We start from the raw sequence: 17,960 nt of genomic DNA on the forward strand, positions 1-17,960 counted from the left end.
TCTTGTCGTTTACGCCCACCACATTTCACCCGCGCTTTCTTTCAGAATGAGGCCGTTCAGGAAGTTCGCGGCTTTGGTGAACCCTTCGTTCACGCTCATGATGCCGTCCTCGTGCTCGATGCTGATGACGCCGTCGTAGCCGACCAGGCGCAGCGTGCTGACGAGGTTCTTCCAAAACTCGTCGTCATGCCCGTAGCCGACCGTGCGGAAGACGAACGAACGGTTCAGGATGTCGCCGTAGTGCTTCGTGTCGAGCACGCCGTTCAGGGCGGTGTTGCGCGCATCGATCTTCGTGTCCTTGGCGTGCACGTGGAAGATCGAATCGCTGAGCGCCTTCACGCACTCGATCGGGTCCATGCCCTGCCAGAACAGGTGGGACGGGTCGAAGTTGACGCCGATATTGTCGCCGGCTTCGCGGCGGAGGCGCAGGGCGGTCTCGGTATTGTAGACAAGGAAGCCCGGGTGGGATTCGATCGCGACGCGCACGCCGTGCTTGCGGCAGAACGCGGATTGCTCTTTCCAATAAGGAATCGCGATTTCGTTCCACTGCCACTCGAGCACGGTGAGGAAGTCCGGCGGCCAAGGGCAAGTGACCCAGGACGGATATTTGGAATTCTCCGATTCGCCGGGGCAGCCGGAGAACGTGATGACGGTGTCGACGCCCAGCTTTTCAGCCAGTTGGACGGTAGCGACGAAGTCGTCGTGGTCAGACTTGGCAACGCTTGCATCGGGGTGCAACGGGTTGCCGTGCACGCTCAGCGCGCTGATCGTCATGCCGCGGGAATCGACCGCATTTTTGATGCGCGCGATCGCGGCTTCGTCATTCAGCACTTCCCGCGCGTTAACGTGCGCGGTGCCGGGAAAACCGCCGCAGCCGAGTTCGACGGCCTCGAGACCGGCGGCTTTGGCCGTATCCAGCGCGGCTTCGAGGTCCTGCTGGCCGAACAATACGAGAAAAACTCCCAATTTCACGAGCGCTTCACCCAACCTTTCATAATTAGAGGTCCATAATGTCTTTGTTTATCCAGCAAACTTAGTTACAGGAACAGTCGCCGGAAGTCATCTCTGTTTTGCGAGAAAACGGAGATGGCTTCCGGCGACGCGGTGGAAAACGGTACTAACGCGTTAGAACGGTGTGCTTAAAACAAAGCCTTAAGCGAAGGAAATCGCTTGTCCCTTGTTCGCGGATTCGTAGATCGCTTCGAGAATCTGCTGCACCACATAGCCTTGGCGAGCGGTGACGACCGGCGCTTGATCGTTCAGGATCGCGTCGATCCAGGCGCGCGCCTCGCGTTCGGCCGAGTCGCTCGGCATCGACGGATCGAACTGGTTGCCGAGCAGAATCTCCTTCGTGTAAAGCTGGCCGTGCTCCTCGCCGTTGACGCGCAGGCCGCCCTTCATGTCCGCGCCGGCTTTGGAGCCGTGCAGCGTCACCTTCGCCTCGTCGATGTCGAGCGTGTTAAGCGCCCAGCTGGATTCGACCCATACGGTCGCGCCGCTTTTCATCGTGATCATGGCAAACGCCGAATCCTCGACCGTGAACGCCTCCGGATTCCAGTTGCCCCAGGCGTTGGCCGGGCTGCCCTGCTCGGCGAGCTTGCGGTAGGTCGTCCCGAGCACCGTCTTCGGCTCGTAGTTGTCCATCATCCACAGCGCCAGGTCGAGCGCATGCGTACCGATATCGATCAGCGGGCCTCCGCCCTGCTTTTCCAGATCGAGGAATACGCCCCACGTCGGCACCGCGCGGCGGCGGATCGCATGGGCCTTGGCCAGATAAACCTCTCCGAGCTCGCCGCCGCGGCAGGCCGCATACAGCCAGCGGCTGTCCGCGCGATAGCGGTTCTGATAGGCGATGCTCAGCTTGCGGCCAGTGCGCTCGGACACTTCCAGCATGCGCTGGGCGTCTGCGGACGTCTTCGCCATCGGCTTTTCGCAGAGCACGTGCTTGCCCGCTTCCATCGCGGCGATGGAAATCTCGGCATGCGTATCGTTCGGGGTGCACACGTGCACGACGTGGACGTCGGGATCCGCAAGCAGCGCCTGCACATTGTCGTATACGCGCGCGTCCGGCGTGCCGAATTTGTTCTTGGCGTCGTGCGCCCGTTCTTGGGATACGTCGAAAAACGCGGTTATTTTAGCTTCGGGGATCTTGGCGAGCGACGGCAGGTGCTTGCCGAAGGCAATGCCTCCGCAGCCGATCATGCCCACGTGCACTTGACTCAAAAGGTTGTCCTCCTTGAATGTTCGCGCTGATAGAACTACAATTCAAGTATATCATTCATCCAACGGATTCCCATGTGCAATGGTGCGCGGTCGTTATGCGATTTTGGTCAGGAGGCCACCCGGCATGCAGGCAAGACAGGAGAAAATCGAATACGAGAATCCGCTGCTCTCGATCAAGGTATGGCAGGCGATGCGCCAGGCCGACCTGCTCTACGGCTGGCACCACCATCCCGAATGCGAGCTGCTGCTCGTCCAAAGCGGACGTCTCGACGTCGAAGTGAACGGCGAGACGCATGTCATGGGCGAAGGCGACGTCGTCGTGCTCGGCAGCTCGCAGCTTCACCGCGATCGTAGCTACGGAGACGCCCAGGTGCAGTATCTCGTGCTGCAGTTCGATCTCCAGGCCTTTTTTGACCAGAGCACGATCTCTTACTTGCAATACTTCAACGAGACGAAGGTCCCGCTCAGCGCCATGAACTACCTGTTCAAGGAAAACCCCATCGCGCGGCGCGAAGCGGCCGCCTGCATCGCGGAGATCTACGAGGAAGCGCGGCGCAAGGAAGCGGGCTACGAGCTGGCGGTCAATCTGCTGATCAAAAAAATACTGCTCGTCATGATCCGTCACGACAAAATGGGGCTGCTCGCGGGACAGGACCGCGTCGAACGCATCCGGCTGAGGCCCGTGCTCGACTACGTGGAGTCCGGCATTACCGGGCGCGTTACCGTCGAAGACGCCTGCCGGCTGGCGAACATGAGCTATTATTATTTCGTGAAGTTTTTTAAAAAGTCGATGGGCATCTCGTTCACCGAATACGTCAACTTCCGCAAGATCAAGACCGCCGAGCAGCTGCTGCTCACCCGCGATCTCAGCGTCAGCGAGGTCGGCGATCGCATCGGGATGCCGAACATGGCCCATTTCTACAAGATGTTCAAGCGGTTCAACCACTGCTCGCCCAAGGAGTTCCAGCGCAAGATGCTGGCTTGGGGGGAGGTAACCCAAGCCAACCGACAAGTCCCCGCCGGACCCGACCGCGCGGGGATTTCATTTTAATCCTCGACCTCATGCACGCGCATGCTTTTTTGCTTCATGCCGCCTGCAGCCGGCTTGCCGCCTCGCGCTGCCGCCTCCTTGGCGACACGTTTGCCTGCTCGCCGCTCCTTCTGCGCGAGACGCGCCAGCTCCCGCTCGGTCTTGCGGTAGTTCGCGTAGCGCGCCGGGTCGAGCTCGCCGCCGCTTAACGCCTCCCGCACGGCGCAGCCTTGCTCGGCCTCGTGCCTGCAATCGCGAAACCGGCACGACGCCGCCAGCGCTTCGATATCCGAGAACGTCGCCTGCCAGCCGTCCTCCGATTCCCATAGCTGCAGCTCCCGCATGCCCGGCGTGTCGAGCCATACCGCGCCCGAGGGCAGCACGAACAACTCTCGGTGCGTCGTCGTATGGCGGCCTCGGGCATCGTCTTCGCGGATGCCTTGTACGGCTTGCCGGCTTTCGCCGGCAAGCCAGTTAAGCAGCGTGGACTTGCCTACGCCCGACGAGCCCGTCGCGCCTACCGTCGCCCCCGGCACAAGGAACGGAGCCAGCGCATCGCGCCCCAGGTCCTGCAGTGCGCTTATCGGGAAGACCGGCAGCTCCGGCGCGATGGCCCTCGCTTCCCGGACATACCTCTCCGGCTCTTCGCACAGGTCTGCCTTCGTCAGCAGCAGCACCGGCCTCGCGCCTCCATCTTGCACGGCGATCAGATAGCGTTCGATGCGGCGCAGATTCCAATCCTCGTTCAGCGAGACGACGATAAACACCGTATCGATATTCGCGCCGATGATCTGCTCGTCCGGACGGCTGCCCGCCGCCCGGCGCACGATCGACGTCCGTCTCGGCAGCAGCGCATGGATGACGGCGTGCGAGTCGCCGTCCGGCAGCTCCGCCGCGACCCAGTCCCCGACAGCGGGATAATCCCCCCGGCGTCGCCGCGATAAAAGCGAATTTGCCGGACACCTCGGCGAGTCTGTCTCCCCAAGGCGCCGCGATGCGGTACTGATGGCTGAATTGCGCGACGACGCGAGCCGGGGCGAGCTTCTTGCCCGTCGGCGGCAGCGCCGCATATTCCTTGTCCCGCGCTGCGTCCCAGCCGTAAATCTCCATTTCCGGCCAAGCGGTTTTTGTATATTCGTTCATTCGTTCGATAACCCCTTAGAAGTTTAATTTGATTTTTCGGCCAAAACAGTAAACCATCAAAACACAAAATAGCCCCAGGTCCCCCTGCGGCCGGACGGTCTCCCTCAGACGAGGCAAAGCGCGACGACAACCGCCGTGCCTACCCGTCTGCCCGTGCAGTCAAAGGCGACCGTACGGGCGGGGAGCTTCCGTTCACAACAAAAAAACCGCGGGGACCGGTCGGTCTCCGCGGCAGCCGGCCATGATGGCCGAAAAAAAGGCTTAGTCTCCCAAGCCGGCTCCGTTCGAGACCGATGCATACGCGACGGACGACAGCACAATCAGCGCTACGTTGGACATATTACATCAGCCTCCCTCTTCATAGATGGTTCATATTATAGACAGCCCGGCAATAAATTGTCAATCCATAATCAAGCTTGTACGCCAGCTTTCGCCAGAAACGACAATCCATCGCGGTCAAGATCCCTCCTGACGACCGTCATTCGTCCCAGACCATACGCGCGCTTCGCTGGCACGGGTCAACGACTTTTTTTCCTTTCATACCACTATCCCATTGAATCAGCCGCCAGCTTTTAACCTTGCCGCGCACTTAAAGTACTTGAAATGAGAACAAGCGTTCGTTATAATGGCAAAAAAAGGTCCTCGGGAGGCGCGCCATGCCAGTTGAAGCCGATACTTATGCGCAGTTTTGCCAACGTTTCTCGTCGGATGCCGCTTGCGCGCATGCGCTATTTGCGCTTCGCTGGCCCGAAGGATTCCGTTGCCCGGCCTGTCGCTGCAGCCGTTTCTCGCTCATTCGAACCCGGAGACTTCCGCTGTATCAGTGCGCCTCGTGCCGTCGCCAGACTTCCATTATTTCCGGCACGATCATGGAAGGAAGCCGCACGCCGCTGCCGCGTTGGTTTCAGGCGATGTTCCTGCTCTCTCAATCGTGCGGCATCAGCGCGCTTCGTTTAGCCGACATTATTACGGTCACCTATAAGACGGCTTGGCACATGGCGCACAAGATCAGGTTTGCCCTCCAATCCGCAGAAGCTTCGGACCTCATCGATGCCGATTTTAGGCTCGATGCCTTTTATTATGGCTCCCCCCCTCTATCAGGACGCCCAGCAGCCGCTATTGATCGGCGCCTCCTTGAACGACCAGGAGCAGCCAGATCATGTCGTTCTTCATCAACCGGAGCCTTCGCATGTCGACCCAGTTTCTAGGAGAGTGCTGGCATCGGGCTATCATGCCTTCTCCCGAGAGCATGCCAAACCGCACGCCGTACCTTCGAGCGATCGCTATGGGAAGCTGCATGGCGCTATATTCCCGATTGCGAAGACCGTATGCGCATGGCTGAACGATACCTTCAACGGTATCGGCGCCAAGCATTTACAAGCGTATTTGGACGAGTTTGCGTTCCGGCTGAACAAGCGATTGCAATCCGCTTCCGCCCTGCTTCCCTTATTGCACTGGTGCTCGGTCACCCGCGCCATCCAATACGACGAGCTCACTAGACCGAAGCCCCTACTTGCTGTGCCATGGATCTATTTCGGCAGCAGGTCCCGTTGGAAAGGCCATCATATGAGCAGATGGGGAGCGTAAGCAACGCAATTTTAAAAATAGTATGCGCACCTCTACTCTCGCAACTCAAACTGAGCCGATGGGATAATGGGATTAAATAATAAATAAGGATATATATCCCTGCCAATCCCCTTGTATTTGACCCTCGGCATGAAGTTTAGCGTTAAGAATTCGTACTTTCGACCCGATTTCGCTATCTTGCGAAACCTTTTATCGAGAGAAGGCGTTTAACCTAAACGTAATAGAACATCATGGATGAGGTGGAGAATTGAAACAGATCGGCTTCTTTGTACTGCTCGCAGCATTATTCTTCTGTTTTTCGTTCGCCGGACAAGCCAGCGCCCAGTCCTCCAGGGCAACCATCATACTGGACGGACAATCTCTGTCACTCCAGAAGAAAGACAAGGTCGAAATCGTTAAAGGCAGCGTCATGGTTCCCATCCGCGTCATTGCCGAAAATCTGGGCCTGCTCGTCACCTGGAACCCCTCCGACAAGCTGGTGAAGATCTGGTCCGGCAGCGGCGATATCAAGCTGACGATCGGCAGTTCGACCGCCAGCGTCGGCGACGCTAAAGTCAAACTGAACGCCCCTCCCGTTATTCGCTCAGGCACGACGCTCGTCCCGCTCCGCTTCGTCGGCGAATCCGCCGGACTCGACATCGGCTGGGACAACGCCAAGAAGGTGGTGACCTTGACAACGTCCCAACCTTCGGAGCCATGGCTGCCGCCTTCGCCTACGCCATCGGCGACGCCGTCTCCTTCGCCCGCGCCGACGCCATCGCCAGAGCCAACGCCGACGCCCGCTCCCGGAACTTCCCCGACGCCATCGCCGTCTCCCGCGGCTGGCGGTCAGATCAAAGGGATCGGCTGGAGCGACGGCAGGTTAGCCATTTCGTTCATCGGCAGCCTCATCCCTAAAACGTATGCGGCCGCCAACCTGTCGCGTATCGTAGTCGAGCTTCCGAACACGTCGTTCGACCCAGCATTTTCGACGCTGCAGTCTTACGATACGGCAACCCAATCGGGCGAATTCGCGATCTCGGACGGTTCGAACGCGACCCATGTCAAATATGCCGTCACCGACGACGCTTCCAAGACCGTCACCATCACGCTGGACCTGACGGCGGATATGCCTTATTCGGCTTATCAAGAGACCGATGTCGAGTCGAACGTATATGTCGTCGACCTGAAGCCGACCGCGACGCCGACGCCGCCTCCCGTCAATCCGAACAACGGCAAAAAGATCGTCGTCATCGATCCCGGTCACGGCGATGGAGACCCGGGCGGCATCGGCGCCACGAAAAAGCAGGAAAAGTCGTTTAATCTGTCGCTAGCGCTTAAGGTGGAGAAGCTGCTGAAGAAGCAGTCGGCCTTCCAAGTCGTGCTGACCCGACATGACGATACCTTTATCCCGTTGTCCGACCGTGCGACGATCGCGAACAAAGCCGACGCGGACGCCTTCGTCTCGATCCACGCTAACATCGCGCCAGGCAAACCGACCGTTCGCGGCACGGAGACTTATTATTACACGGGAAGCGGCAAGACCCTCGCGAACGTCATGCACAAGCATCTGGTTCAAGCGACCGGCTTCAACGACCGCAAGGTCAAATACGCGAGCTATAAGGTATTGCGCGAGACGGACATGCCCGCCACGCTGCTCGAAGTCGGGTTTTTGTCCAACGCCACGGAAGAATCGATTTTGTTCAGCGACAGTTTCCAGAACCGCGTCGCCCAGGCGATCGTGGACGGACTGAAGGACTACTTCGGCGTCAAGTAATAAACATTCCGTAAAGACCCATCGGCTAACACTCACCTTTTTATTGCGGAAATAGGCGAATGGACAGTCCGATTCAGCAACAACACATATATTAGGGGTGTGGAAGTCACCACAATCCAAAACCTCGGAGGTGTAGCAAATGAGCGGAGTAGCTGGCGGTTACGGCGGCGGAGCAGCGTTCGTCCTCGTCCTCTTCATTCTTCTCGTAATCATTCTGCGTGCGGGCATCGGCCTGTACTAAGAGCTCTTGCCTCTAGCAATTCCTCCTGCTGTCCCGCTGCGCCCCTGGCGCGGCGGGCCTTTTTTGCGATTGCACGCATGTAATCGACTCGTGCCTCTATAGTCCGCGGATTCGATTGCGCGATCCTCTAGCGCTCCTGAAAACGAACGGCGCGATCGCGATTGCGGGTACGAGCAGCGCGAATCCGGTCAACCCCACGATGCCGTAGTCTTGCAGCCAAGACGGCGCTTCGTCGGCCGCCTTGAACAACCAGCCCCCGATATTGGGTCCAATGAATCCGGCGATGCCGGTCAATGCGGAGAACACTGCGATGTAGATCGGTCTGTCCGCTTTCGGCGTATCGCCGATCAAAAAGTTGAACACAAGCAAATTGTATCCGCCGAGTCCGATGCCCAGCAGAACGTGCGACAACCCTAGGATTAGCAAGACAGGCAGCGCGGCCATACCTAACCAAACGATACAGGCGAGAGAGATGATCGGGAAAGTCCAGGTGAGCAGTTGGCGCGCGGTAAACCGTGCGTTCAAATTGCCCCAGAAAATGTAGCTGACCATCATGACGATATTTTGAATCATCGTGATCAATGTTACGCTGCTATAGCTTAAATTCAGCAAGTTAAGCATCGCATAGGCGTAAAGCGGAACGACGACGTTCTGAATCAAAATAAATAGGGTGATGAAGGAAGCCGCCGATAAAAACGGCCGGTCGCGAAAGGGCTTGAGGATAAGAGAGGCGGATAGTCCGCCGCCTGCGCTCTCGAAGGGCGGATTGGCATAACGAGATAGTTCGATGCCGTTCCAGACGACGCATAGCGCGCAGAGCGCGAACAGGACCGCGAAGCCGCGTCCGCCCGGCAGCCAATCCAACAGTTGACCGCCTACTAGCAACGTCAGGCTGGCCACCGCCCAGTGGATCGTATTGCGGATGCCGAAGTAGCGTCCTCGTACGGGAGGCGGCACGATATCGGCCATAAGGGACGTCCAGATGACGCCTCCGGCTTGCGCCAGCGTGAAGGAGCAGAGGAATACAAGCATGTACGTCGGCGCCCAAGCCGCATCGGGAAACAATAGAGGGATCAAACCCGTGCCGACCCATAACGTACGGTGTCCGACGCCGAGTATCATTGAGACCTTTCGCCGGTCTCTCCAACGCTCCATGGCAAACGCCATAAAAATCTGGGCTAGCAGCGTCAAAGAAGGGATCGCGGCGATCAACCCGATCTGTTCGGAATGAAACCCCAGATACAACAAAAACGCCGTCTGCAAGGGGCCTCCTAGCAGATTGCCGATGATCGTGGCGGGGATGCCTTCGATCAGGGAAGCTCGCAGCCCTCGTCTGGTCTCTGAATCGTTAAACCTGCTCCGCAATAGTCGTTGAATATCCAGACCGGCGATACGCATGCGCTTGGTCATTGGCAGTTCCCCCCATGGTGATCCGAATCTATCGACCGCTTCTCCCGCAGCTATGGCCTTCGGGCGCCATAAAAAAAAAGGCTCCGCGACGGAGCTGTCGCGAAGCGCGCTTTCGTTTAATCCGATTCTACTCTCTTTCCCCTATGAATGGCAAATAAATCATGAACTCAGTGCCCTCGCCGAGCCGGCTGTCGACTTGCACCGTGCCGCCGTGATTCCGGATGATCCGGTAGCTCACGGATAGACCGAGCCCGGTCCCTTCGGACTTCGTCGTGAAGAAGGGATCGAATAGCCTGCTCAGCGTCTCCCGGTCCATTCCTCGACCGTTGTCGGCAATGCTGATGACGGCGTATCCGCGTTCCTTTCGCGCCGACAGCCGAATGTTCGGCCTGCGCTTGTCCGCTACGTGTGCAACCGCATCCAAAGCATTTTTCACCATGTTCAAAATCACTTGCTTGATCTGCTTTACGTCAATCGAGATCGTCAGATACGGATCGAAAATCTCGCAGGTCAATTCGACCCCTTGCATGTGGGCCTCGCTCTCGGTGAGCAGGATCGTCTCCTTGAGCAGCAGACCGACCAGCACGGTCTGCGTCATCGGCGCAGAAGGCTTGGACGAATTGAGAAACTCGTAAATAATGTCGTTCGCTCTGTCGATCTCGGATAATATGATTCGCGCGTACTCCTGCTTGCCGATCGACTCCAGGAACGGCTTCAGCAGTTGAATGAATCCGCGAATGCTCGTCAGCGGATTGCGGATCTCGTGGGCGATCGCCGCCGCGATCTTGCCTAGCATGGCCAGCTTGTCGTTCTGGAAGGCGCTCTGCTCGATCTGTTTGTGCTCCGAGACATCCTTGATGCTGACCAATATATCCCCGTCGAGCTCTTCGATCTGGGAGATGCTGATCAGCAGGTACCGGCTGCCGTCCTGAAATTCGCCCTGCGCGCGTCGATCGTACTTCAATTGCCTGTACATACGAATAAAAATAAGCCGCAGAGAACGGCTCAAGCTGGGGTGGAACAATAGTTGGCGGAGACTCTGGCCGATCAGTATGCGCCTGGGCGCTTGCAGCAGCCGGGCCATCGGCACGTTCAGAAAACGAAGCGTCCCGCCCGGCTCGAACAACGCAATCCCGCTGTCCAGATGCTGGAGTACCGTTTCGAAGCGGCTCGGCCTCTCTTCCTGGAGCGGAATGGCCTTCGCCGCGGCCTGTCTCAAATCCTCCGGCAGTTGTTCTTCCTTGGCTGCGGCCGATTCGGAACAGGGGTGATTGCCGAGAATCTCGTGAAGAAACAATAGACTCCGATGCATGAGCGCTAGCCTGTCCTCGCTATCCGCATGCGAGACGAGCAGGCGAACGTTCTCCTCGTGATGCTCGAAAATGTGCTCTGCCGGAACGCCGTTCAGCAGGTCGAGCAGCTCGCTCAGATCGTATCCCTCCCTCGTGTCTTCGTGAAGCACATACTCCACGAGAACCGGGAAATATCTCGTTCTCCATTTCTCCATGCCGTATTCCTCCAGGCTCGCCCTTGCGTCAAATCCATCATAGTAAAGGAATGGGAAAGCTGTCAATCGGAGAAGATGTCGAATAAAAAACGCGAAAAACGCCGCTCCCCGACTGATGACTTGAGTAGAAAGTCGCATATCAGGGAACGGCGTTTACGCTTGCTCTATATGTCGAAACTAAAGCGCCCCGCCCGTCGTTCGCTTGAGGCGGAGCTTGTGCCGGCGCTGGCTCAGCACGCCAAGTCGGCGCTTGAGCTGTCGCTCCCACTCTTCGTCTCCGATCTTCTTCGCGAAGGTAAGCAGGTCCAGCCCCATGTCGATCTGATTCTGCACCATGAGGAGCGGATCCTCTTCCTCGTTGTTGACCGAGTTCTCGTGCAGATCCTTTTCTGACTCGTCCACGTAGTCCTGGAAGTCTACCTCCGACGCGCCGTCGCCGTGCGCGTAGTCGGCCAGAATCTCGTATTCGTTTTCGACCAAGTAGTGCACCTCGACCCGGTGGCATACCGGGCAGAACAGAATCGGGACGTTGTGAATTCGCGTGCGATAGTGCTTCAGCGTTCCCTTCGTCCCGATCATGCTGGCTCCGCAACAGAATGACATCGACTTCCCCCTCCCTTATGGACATGTATGGCTTTGGACGTGTATGGCTCTGTCGGATGATTCACTATATTCTCCTCTAAAACGGCAAATTCCTGCCGCGCATCCCAAAAGTCAATAAAAAGGGCTGCCGTCTAAAGGATGCCAAAGGCGCATGCGGGAGCATGCGCCTTCGGCCGAAACGATATTCGATTAGTTGGCGACCAGGTTCTTGTCGCCCGGCTTCCAGTTGATCGGGCACAGCCCGCCGGATTGAAGCGCTTGGAGTACGCGGAGCGTCTCTTCGACGCTGCGGCCTACGTCGTTGTGGTTAACGACTTGGTACTTCAGCACGCCGTCCGGATCGATGATGAACAGGCCGCGCAGCGCGATGCCTTCTTCTTCGATCAGTACGCCGTAGTCGCGAGCCGCTTGCTTCGTGATGTCGGCAGCCAGCGGGAAGTTCAGCTGGCCGAGGCCGTTGTCGTTCTTAGGCGTGTTGATCCATGCCTTGTGGCTGTGGACGCTGTCCACGCTGACGCCGAGAACTTCGGTGTTCAGCGCTTTGAACTGGTCGTAAGCTTCGGACAGCGCGACGATCTCCGTCGGGCATACGAAGGTGAAGTCCAGCGGATAGAAGAAGAATACGAGCCATTTACCCTTATAATCCGTAAGGGACGCTCTGCCGAATTCCTTGCCGTCACCGGACACCGTCTCCAGGTTAAAGTGCGGGGCCTCGCGGCCGACCAAACGCTCTGCCATTGACCATTACCTCCTGTAATTCCGACTACAAAGCCGGGCCTTATTTGCTATAAACGATAGTAGCATAGACTGAGAATGAAAATCAAGCTGTAGTGATTACTTCTTTGAAGTTATTCTAATCTAATCCTTACCGTTCAAGCTAACAGAAGACCAAACCGGCTGTCCGCTAGCTTTTGACGCGAAATGACGCGATTTGACGCAATTTGACGCGATTTAGCGAACCATCGCCGCTACGATCAAATCGCCCATCGCCGTCGTGCCGATCGCCTGGCTCTTGTCGACCGCGATATCGCCCGTACGGTGACCTGCGTCAAGCACTTGCTTGACGGCACGCTCGATCACTTCTGCCGCTTCGGCGTAGCCGAACGTCAGCTGGAACATGAGCGCAACCGACAGAATCGTCGCGATCGGGTTGGAGATGCCTTGGCCCGCGATATCCGGCGCGGAGCCGTGAACCGGCTCGTAGAGGCCGAAGCTGCCTTCGCCGAGCGATGCGGACGACAGCATGCCGATCGATCCGGTCAGCATGGCGGCTTCGTCGCTTAAGATGTCGCCGAACATGTTTTCCGTCACGATGACGTCGAAGCTGGATGGGCGGCGCAGCAGCTGCATCGCGCAGTTGTCGACGAGGACGTGCTCGAGCTCGACGTCCGGATACTCCGGCGCGATCTTGTTGACGGTCTCGCGCCACAGGCGGCTCGTCTCGAGGACGTTCGCCTTGTCGACCGACGCGAGCTTCTTGCGGCGCTTCTGCGCGATCTCGAAGCCTTGGCGGACGATGCGCTCGATCTCCTGCACGTTATATACGCAGGTGTCGACGGCTTCTTGTCCGCCTGCGCCTTCGCGGCGGAACTTCTCGCCGAAGTAGATGCCGCCGGTCAGCTCGCGCACGACGATGAGGTCGGTGCCTTCGAGCACTTCAGGCTTCAACGTCGAGGCGTCCTTCAGGCAGTCGAATACGACGGCCGGACGGATGTTGGAGAACAGGCCGAGCGCTTTGCGGATGCCGAGCAGGCCCGTCTCCGGACGCAGCTCCTTCGAATTGTTGTCCCACTTCGGGCCGCCGACCGCGCCAAGCAGCACCGCATCCGCGCGCTGGCAAATGTCGAGCGTCTCTTGCGGCAGCGGCGTGCCCTTCTCGTCGATGGCAATCCCGCCGAACAAGCCGTGCTCGAGCTCGAACTTATAGCCGAACAGTTCCTCCGTTTTCTTCAATACCTTTATCGCTTCTCCGACGACTTCCGGGCCGATGCCGTCGCCTGCGATGACCGCTATCTTTTTCACTTCTGCCATACGTTTAAGTTCACTCCCGACTTAGGTTCCATTCCGATTGCTATGTTTAGTTGTAGCACATATCGCGGGTCTCGTCCAAAACATAAAAACTATGCCGTTAATAGTTGATGGCTATGAGCGGTTGTAGCAGCACCCGGTTATGGGTGTGAAGCTACGATCAGGGTGCATTGCTGCTTGTAGGGTGCATGGCTGCTTGGAAGCTATCGTCGAACCGCCGCGATTGCCAATGCCGCGATCCGTTCGACCTCGTCCCTGTCCACGACGGGAAGATTCGGATGCGAAAAGGGAAAAGAGGCGGAAACGCCGATGACGTTGGCCAGCGCACCAAGGAGCGCGGCATCGCGCGGCTCGCGCAATAGCACCCACTTGGCATAGGGGGGCACGCTTGAAGCCTTCCGCCAAGATCAAATCCGCCGGCGGCAGCCGCCCTGCCAGTTCCTCGAGCGATGCTTCGCCCGGCGTCCAGACGGCCGAGAGCGCTGCCGAGGAGGCGCCGGTCCCTACGGCCCCGGCTGCCAGATGAAGCCCCGTGTCTTTGTCCGGCAGATCAAGCGAAGCCGCGCCGTCTGCCGCGTTTTGTTCAGGCCGATGCCCGTGATGCTTAAGCGTCGCTACGGTCATACCCAAGTCCGTCAGGTGACGGACTAACGCGCAGAGCAGCGTCGTTTTGCCGCTGTCAGCATAGCCTACGATCTGTATAACGGGAGGCATGGCACTCATGATCGCAGACGCTCCTTTGCAAGCCGGTAATCCTCCGGCGTGTTCATGTTCATCAACTGTTCAGCGTCTTTGCCCTCCGGCACCCATTTCACAAAACGCATCGTTGCCGTCGCTTCCAACACCCGCCTGTTGCCGCTATTAAGCGCATCTTGCCATACGGAGCGCGTATGGCCGCGATATAGCGCGCACAACGGATGAAGCTTGCCGCCGGCCTCGGGCAAGACAGCGTCCGCCTCCGGATGCCGAGCCAGCGTCTCTGACAACGCCCGCCATACGTTTGGCCCCGCGAGCGGGTAATCGCAGGCGACGACCAGCTGCAGCGGAAGCTCGGAGGCAGCCATGCCCGCGCATATGCCGGCGATCGGACCGAACTCCGCCACCTCATCGGCAGTCACGCGGACATCGCCGGGAAGAAACTCGTATTCACGCTTGCGTTCCGCTACGACCGTTACCCGTTCTGCGATATCCGACAAGCTTCTGCACAATCGCAAGAGCAGCGGCTCGCCGTTGAATTCAAGCCCCTCCTTGCGGGCGCCCATCCGCCTGCCCGCTCCGCCGCACAATACGACGGCATGACAGCCGGACATCGCTGCGTTAGCGTTCCCATTCCATGAGGATATCATTGCCATGCGCGCTCCTCCCAGCCCGGAAGCAGCCGAACGTCGATCATGGCGCCCGGCCGCGTCTCTTCGGCGGACGGCGGGATCGCGAGCAGCGCGTTCGCTTGCCCGATCGAGAGGAGTCCCGATGAGCTGTTCTCATCGCACGGACGCGCGGTCAGCTTGCCATCCTCGATCCGAACGACGCCACGCAGAAACCGGGGATTGGCGTTGCTCTTCATGAAGCCTTCCGCCAAGCGCGCCCGGCACCAATCGAGCGCGCCGCTGCCCCCGCCCATCCGCTCGATCGCCGGACGCGCCAGCAGCTCGAATCCGGCGAAGCAGGCGCCGGGATTGCCGGATAGCCCGATCAGCAGCTTGCCGTCCATGACGATCGCGCTAGACGCGCTTCCCGGACGAATGGCCAGTTTGGAAAACAAAAGACCTGGACCGGCTTCCCTGAATACGCCGCCCATGACGTCGGTGTCTCCGACGGAGATGCCGCCCGACACGATGACCAGATCGGCATCGGCGAGCCCCCGCCGCAGCATCTGCTTCGCTTCGTGCGGCTCGTCCGGCACGTGCGCGTCCCACGCCGTTTCCCCCGCTGCCGATTCGATCAATGCCCGCAGCATCGGCTGGTTGCCGTTGCGAACTTGACCGATCATCGGCTCGCATTCGACCGGCACCACATCGTCGCCCGCCGTAATGACGACGATCCGCGGCTTGCGGTAAACGTACGGCTTGGCTACGCCGACCGATGCCAGCAAAGCCGCTTGTCCCGGCCCGATCCGCGTTCCCGCGGCGAGGAGCATGCTGCCTGAGGCTGCCTCGGCTCCCGCAGCGGTCACATGCCTGCCTGTCGTCTCCGGCCGCAGGAAGACAGCCTGGCGCATGCCGTCATCGCTCTGCCTGAGGGCGACCGCTTCCTGCATCACGACCGTATCCGCGCCTACGGGCAACGGCCCTCCCGTCCCGACGCGCATGGCTTCGCCGGATTGAATACGGTAACCCGCAGCATCCCGCGCATCTCCCTCCAAGATTTCAAGCATGACCGGGCTATGCGGCGACGCCGACGCCAGGTCCGCCGCTCTCACCGCATAGCCGTCCATGCCCGCGCGCGCAAACGCCGGTATCGGCGCATCCGTACGCACCGCCTCCGCCAAACGACGGCCGCTCGCCTGAAGCAGCGGCACCTCCTCGGCGCCGACCGGCTCGGCCCATGCCAAGATGCGTCGCTGCGCTTCATCAAGGGATATCGCGTCCCGGCGTCCATTCATCCTGCTAGCCCCTTATCGATTCCTCTAAGTATAAATTCTTCCATATAATTACACAGGCAATTTGAATATGAACTTCTTGCGCGCATTCCATTATCCCATCGACTCAGACCGACATCGCCGAGTCCGGTCGACCTCATTCAAGGTAAGTCGACAAAATTTTTAAAGTCGGAAAAAGTCTTTCTGAGTCGTGCTCCATTCGAAGTTATGCAAAGGCCCAGCTCGTATGTTAACTATTGTATCATTTCTGTCCGACTCACAATAGTCCGCACCTCCTCCACCCATCGCCTGATTCTTGACTTCCAGTCGGATTTAATGGGAGGAAATTGTCCGACAGCTGGTTGCGTGCGAGGCGGGAATAAGGGCTCGAAAAGCATGGCTGAATCAATGGGATAGTCGATCGAAAATCGTAGCCGAATCGTGGGCGAGCTTAATGAAGGGCGTATCTGACGAAAGAGCGCAGCTGATCCAATGGGATAGTGGTATGAACTCGAAAAACGGGCCTATTTACACGCGCCGCGTCCTACGAAAAAAACGCACCGCCGGCGAATTCTCGACCGAACGGTGCGTTCTCATATTAAAATCATCGCGCGATTTAACTCAATTATACGCCGACGCCAACATGCGCCAGCGCCTTGGACAGTCTGGCGATGCCCTCCCGCGAGCGCTCTTCGTCCGTATACGAGAAGTTGAAGCGCGCCTTGTCCAGCTCAGGCTGCTCGGCATAGAAAGAGACGCCGGGTACGAAGGCGACGCCGTGCTCGACGGCGGTCTTCAACAGATCGGTCGTGTTCACCGATGCCGGGAACTCGATCCAGATGAACATGCCGCCCTTCGGCACTTCCCACGTGACGCCTGGCCAAGCTTCCTGCTGGAGCAGACCGACCATGTTCTCCATCCGCGCTTCGTACTCCGTGCGGACGAATTCGATGTGCGCGTCCAGATCGAAGCAAGTCAACAGTTGGTATAGCGTCTGTTGGTCCAGCGTGCTGGACTGCAGGTCGGCCGCTTGCTTGGCACGCGCCATATTGCGGATGATATCCGGATCGGCCATGACCCAGCCGGTACGCAGACCGGGCGCGACCGTCTTGGAGAAGGTACTCGTATATACGACGCAAGAGCCTTCGACGGACGGCGCCAGCGAGAAAATCGACGGATACGTCAGCGACGCCTCGCCGAATTTTAATTCGCCGTACGGATCGTCCTCGAGGATCAGCGTATCCGTACGCTGGCACAGCTCGAGCACGGCTTTACGGCGCTCGAGGCTCCATGCCTTGCCCGTCGGATTCGAGAACGTCGGGATGACGTACAGAATCTTTGGCTTGTGCTTCAGCAGCTTGGTCTCCAGATCCGCGAGGTCGAGGCCGTCGCTGTCGCCTTCTACGGACACCGTCTCCGCCCCGTAGGAACGGAACACCTGCAGCGCCGACAAATAGGTCGGACGTTCAACCAGAATCGTGTCGCCCGGATCGATGTAGATGCGCGTCAGCAAATCGATCGCCTGCTGCGAGCCGGTCGTGAGCAGCATGTCGTCGGGCGTGACTTTGCAGCCCTTGCGCGCCATGCGCGCGCAGAGCGCCTCGCGCAGCGGCAAATAGCCTTCGGTCAGGCCGTATTGGAGCGCCTTGTTGCCTTGGGCCATCACGCGCTGGAATGCCTCGGACACCGCGGCGACCGGGAAATGCTCCTCGGCAGGCAGCCCGCCGGCGAAGGAGATGATCGAATTCCCCTGCGTCAGCTTCAAAATTTCCCGGACTGCCGAGGAGGAGAAGCTCCCAAGTCTGGAGGAGTATCGATAGTTCATACGGGGTTCCCCATTTCTCAAATGACGGC

At 58.7% G+C, this 17,960-nt stretch carries 16 protein-coding genes and 2 pseudogenes; 5 read left to right on the top strand and 13 right to left on the bottom strand.

Features of this window, described 5'->3' with window-relative positions:
* Positions 1–9: 9 nt before the first annotated feature.
* Both OMP38_RS12425 and OMP38_RS12430 read right to left on the bottom strand, forming a co-directional pair.
* Positions 10–972: a sugar phosphate isomerase/epimerase family protein gene (locus tag OMP38_RS12425; RefSeq protein ID WP_277565454.1), complete on the bottom strand. Its 963-nt coding sequence runs from the start codon at positions 970–972 to the stop codon at positions 10–12.
* 180 nt (positions 973–1,152) lie between these two features.
* The gene (locus OMP38_RS12430) at positions 1,153–2,223 is read right to left on the bottom strand and encodes a Gfo/Idh/MocA family protein (protein ID WP_277565455.1); all 1,071 of its coding nucleotides are present in this window, start codon (positions 2,221–2,223) and stop codon (positions 1,153–1,155) included.
* Between the two features lie 124 nt (positions 2,224–2,347).
* Between OMP38_RS12430 and OMP38_RS12435 the strand changes: the two genes are divergently transcribed.
* Positions 2,348–3,274: an AraC family transcriptional regulator gene (locus tag OMP38_RS12435; RefSeq protein ID WP_277565456.1), complete on the top strand. Its 927-nt coding sequence runs from the start codon at positions 2,348–2,350 to the stop codon at positions 3,272–3,274.
* Here OMP38_RS12435 and rsgA read toward each other — a convergent pair.
* A complete protein-coding gene (gene rsgA / locus OMP38_RS12440; protein ID WP_277565457.1) occupies positions 3,271–4,323 on the bottom strand; it encodes a ribosome small subunit-dependent GTPase A in 1,053 nt (350 codons plus the stop codon). The two genes, OMP38_RS12435 and rsgA, sit on opposite strands and share 4 nt — an antisense overlap.
* Positions 4,324–5,052: 729 nt before the next feature.
* Here rsgA and OMP38_RS35810 point away from each other — a divergent pair.
* From OMP38_RS35810 to OMP38_RS12455, 4 genes and pseudogenes are all read left to right on the top strand, one after another.
* Positions 5,053–5,229, top strand: a pseudogene (locus OMP38_RS35810) (transposase); the annotation flags it as partial.
* 217 nt (positions 5,230–5,446) lie between these two features.
* A complete protein-coding gene (locus OMP38_RS12445) occupies positions 5,447–5,983 on the top strand; it encodes a hypothetical protein (protein WP_277565458.1) in 537 nt (178 codons plus the stop codon).
* A gap of 247 nt (positions 5,984–6,230) precedes the next feature.
* Complete coding sequence (locus OMP38_RS12450) at positions 6,231–7,739, top strand: N-acetylmuramoyl-L-alanine amidase (RefSeq protein WP_277565459.1); 1,509 nt, start codon at positions 6,231–6,233, stop codon at positions 7,737–7,739.
* A gap of 139 nt (positions 7,740–7,878) precedes the next feature.
* Positions 7,879–7,980 carry a YjcZ family sporulation protein gene (locus tag OMP38_RS12455; protein WP_090113993.1) on the top strand — a complete coding sequence of 34 codons (102 nt, stop codon included), beginning with the start codon at positions 7,879–7,881 and terminating at the stop codon, positions 7,978–7,980.
* Between the two features lie 96 nt (positions 7,981–8,076).
* Here OMP38_RS12455 and OMP38_RS12460 read toward each other — a convergent pair whose 3' ends face one another.
* The 10 genes and pseudogenes from OMP38_RS12460 to OMP38_RS12505 form a co-directional block, all read right to left on the bottom strand.
* The gene (locus OMP38_RS12460) at positions 8,077–9,390 is read right to left on the bottom strand and encodes an MFS transporter (RefSeq protein WP_277565460.1); all 1,314 of its coding nucleotides are present in this window, start codon (positions 9,388–9,390) and stop codon (positions 8,077–8,079) included.
* 127 nt (positions 9,391–9,517) lie between these two features.
* Complete coding sequence (locus OMP38_RS12465; protein WP_277565461.1) at positions 9,518–10,897, bottom strand: two-component system sensor histidine kinase NtrB; 1,380 nt, start codon at positions 10,895–10,897, stop codon at positions 9,518–9,520.
* A gap of 177 nt (positions 10,898–11,074) precedes the next feature.
* The gene (locus OMP38_RS12470) at positions 11,075–11,500 is read right to left on the bottom strand and encodes a hypothetical protein (protein ID WP_090113997.1); all 426 of its coding nucleotides are present in this window, start codon (positions 11,498–11,500) and stop codon (positions 11,075–11,077) included.
* 189 nt (positions 11,501–11,689) lie between these two features.
* Positions 11,690–12,238, bottom strand: coding sequence for a peroxiredoxin (locus OMP38_RS12475; protein ID WP_277565462.1), 549 nt, complete (start codon positions 12,236–12,238; stop codon positions 11,690–11,692).
* 213 nt (positions 12,239–12,451) lie between these two features.
* Positions 12,452–13,531 (bottom strand): 3-isopropylmalate dehydrogenase, encoded by a 1,080-nt coding sequence (gene leuB / locus OMP38_RS12480; RefSeq protein WP_277528656.1) that lies wholly within the window; start codon positions 13,529–13,531, stop codon positions 12,452–12,454.
* Positions 13,532–13,731: 200 nt separating this feature from the next.
* Complete coding sequence (locus OMP38_RS12485; protein WP_277565463.1) at positions 13,732–13,914, bottom strand: P-loop NTPase family protein; 183 nt, start codon at positions 13,912–13,914, stop codon at positions 13,732–13,734.
* Between the two features lie 28 nt (positions 13,915–13,942).
* Positions 13,943–14,251, bottom strand: a pseudogene (locus OMP38_RS35815) (molybdopterin-guanine dinucleotide biosynthesis protein B); the annotation flags it as partial.
* Entirely contained in the window at positions 14,248–14,880 is a 633-nt protein-coding gene (gene mobA / locus OMP38_RS12495; protein ID WP_277565465.1) for a molybdenum cofactor guanylyltransferase, read from the bottom strand. The pseudogene OMP38_RS35815 and the gene mobA, both read right to left, overlap by 4 nt.
* Positions 14,871–16,130, bottom strand: a complete 1,260-nt coding sequence (locus tag OMP38_RS12500; RefSeq protein WP_277565466.1) for a molybdopterin molybdotransferase MoeA — start codon at positions 16,128–16,130, stop codon at positions 14,871–14,873. Before OMP38_RS12500 ends, mobA begins: the two co-directional genes overlap by 10 nt.
* A 601-nt stretch (positions 16,131–16,731) precedes the next feature.
* On the bottom strand, positions 16,732–17,931 hold the full coding sequence (locus OMP38_RS12505) for an aminotransferase-like domain-containing protein (protein WP_277565467.1): 1,200 nt from the start codon (positions 17,929–17,931) through the stop codon (positions 16,732–16,734).
* Between the last annotated feature and the right edge of the window lie 29 nt (positions 17,932–17,960).

Origin of the sequence: Cohnella ginsengisoli (assembly GCF_029525555.1) — a bacterium.
Classification (GTDB): Bacteria; Bacillota; Bacilli; order Paenibacillales; family Paenibacillaceae; genus Cohnella; species Cohnella ginsengisoli.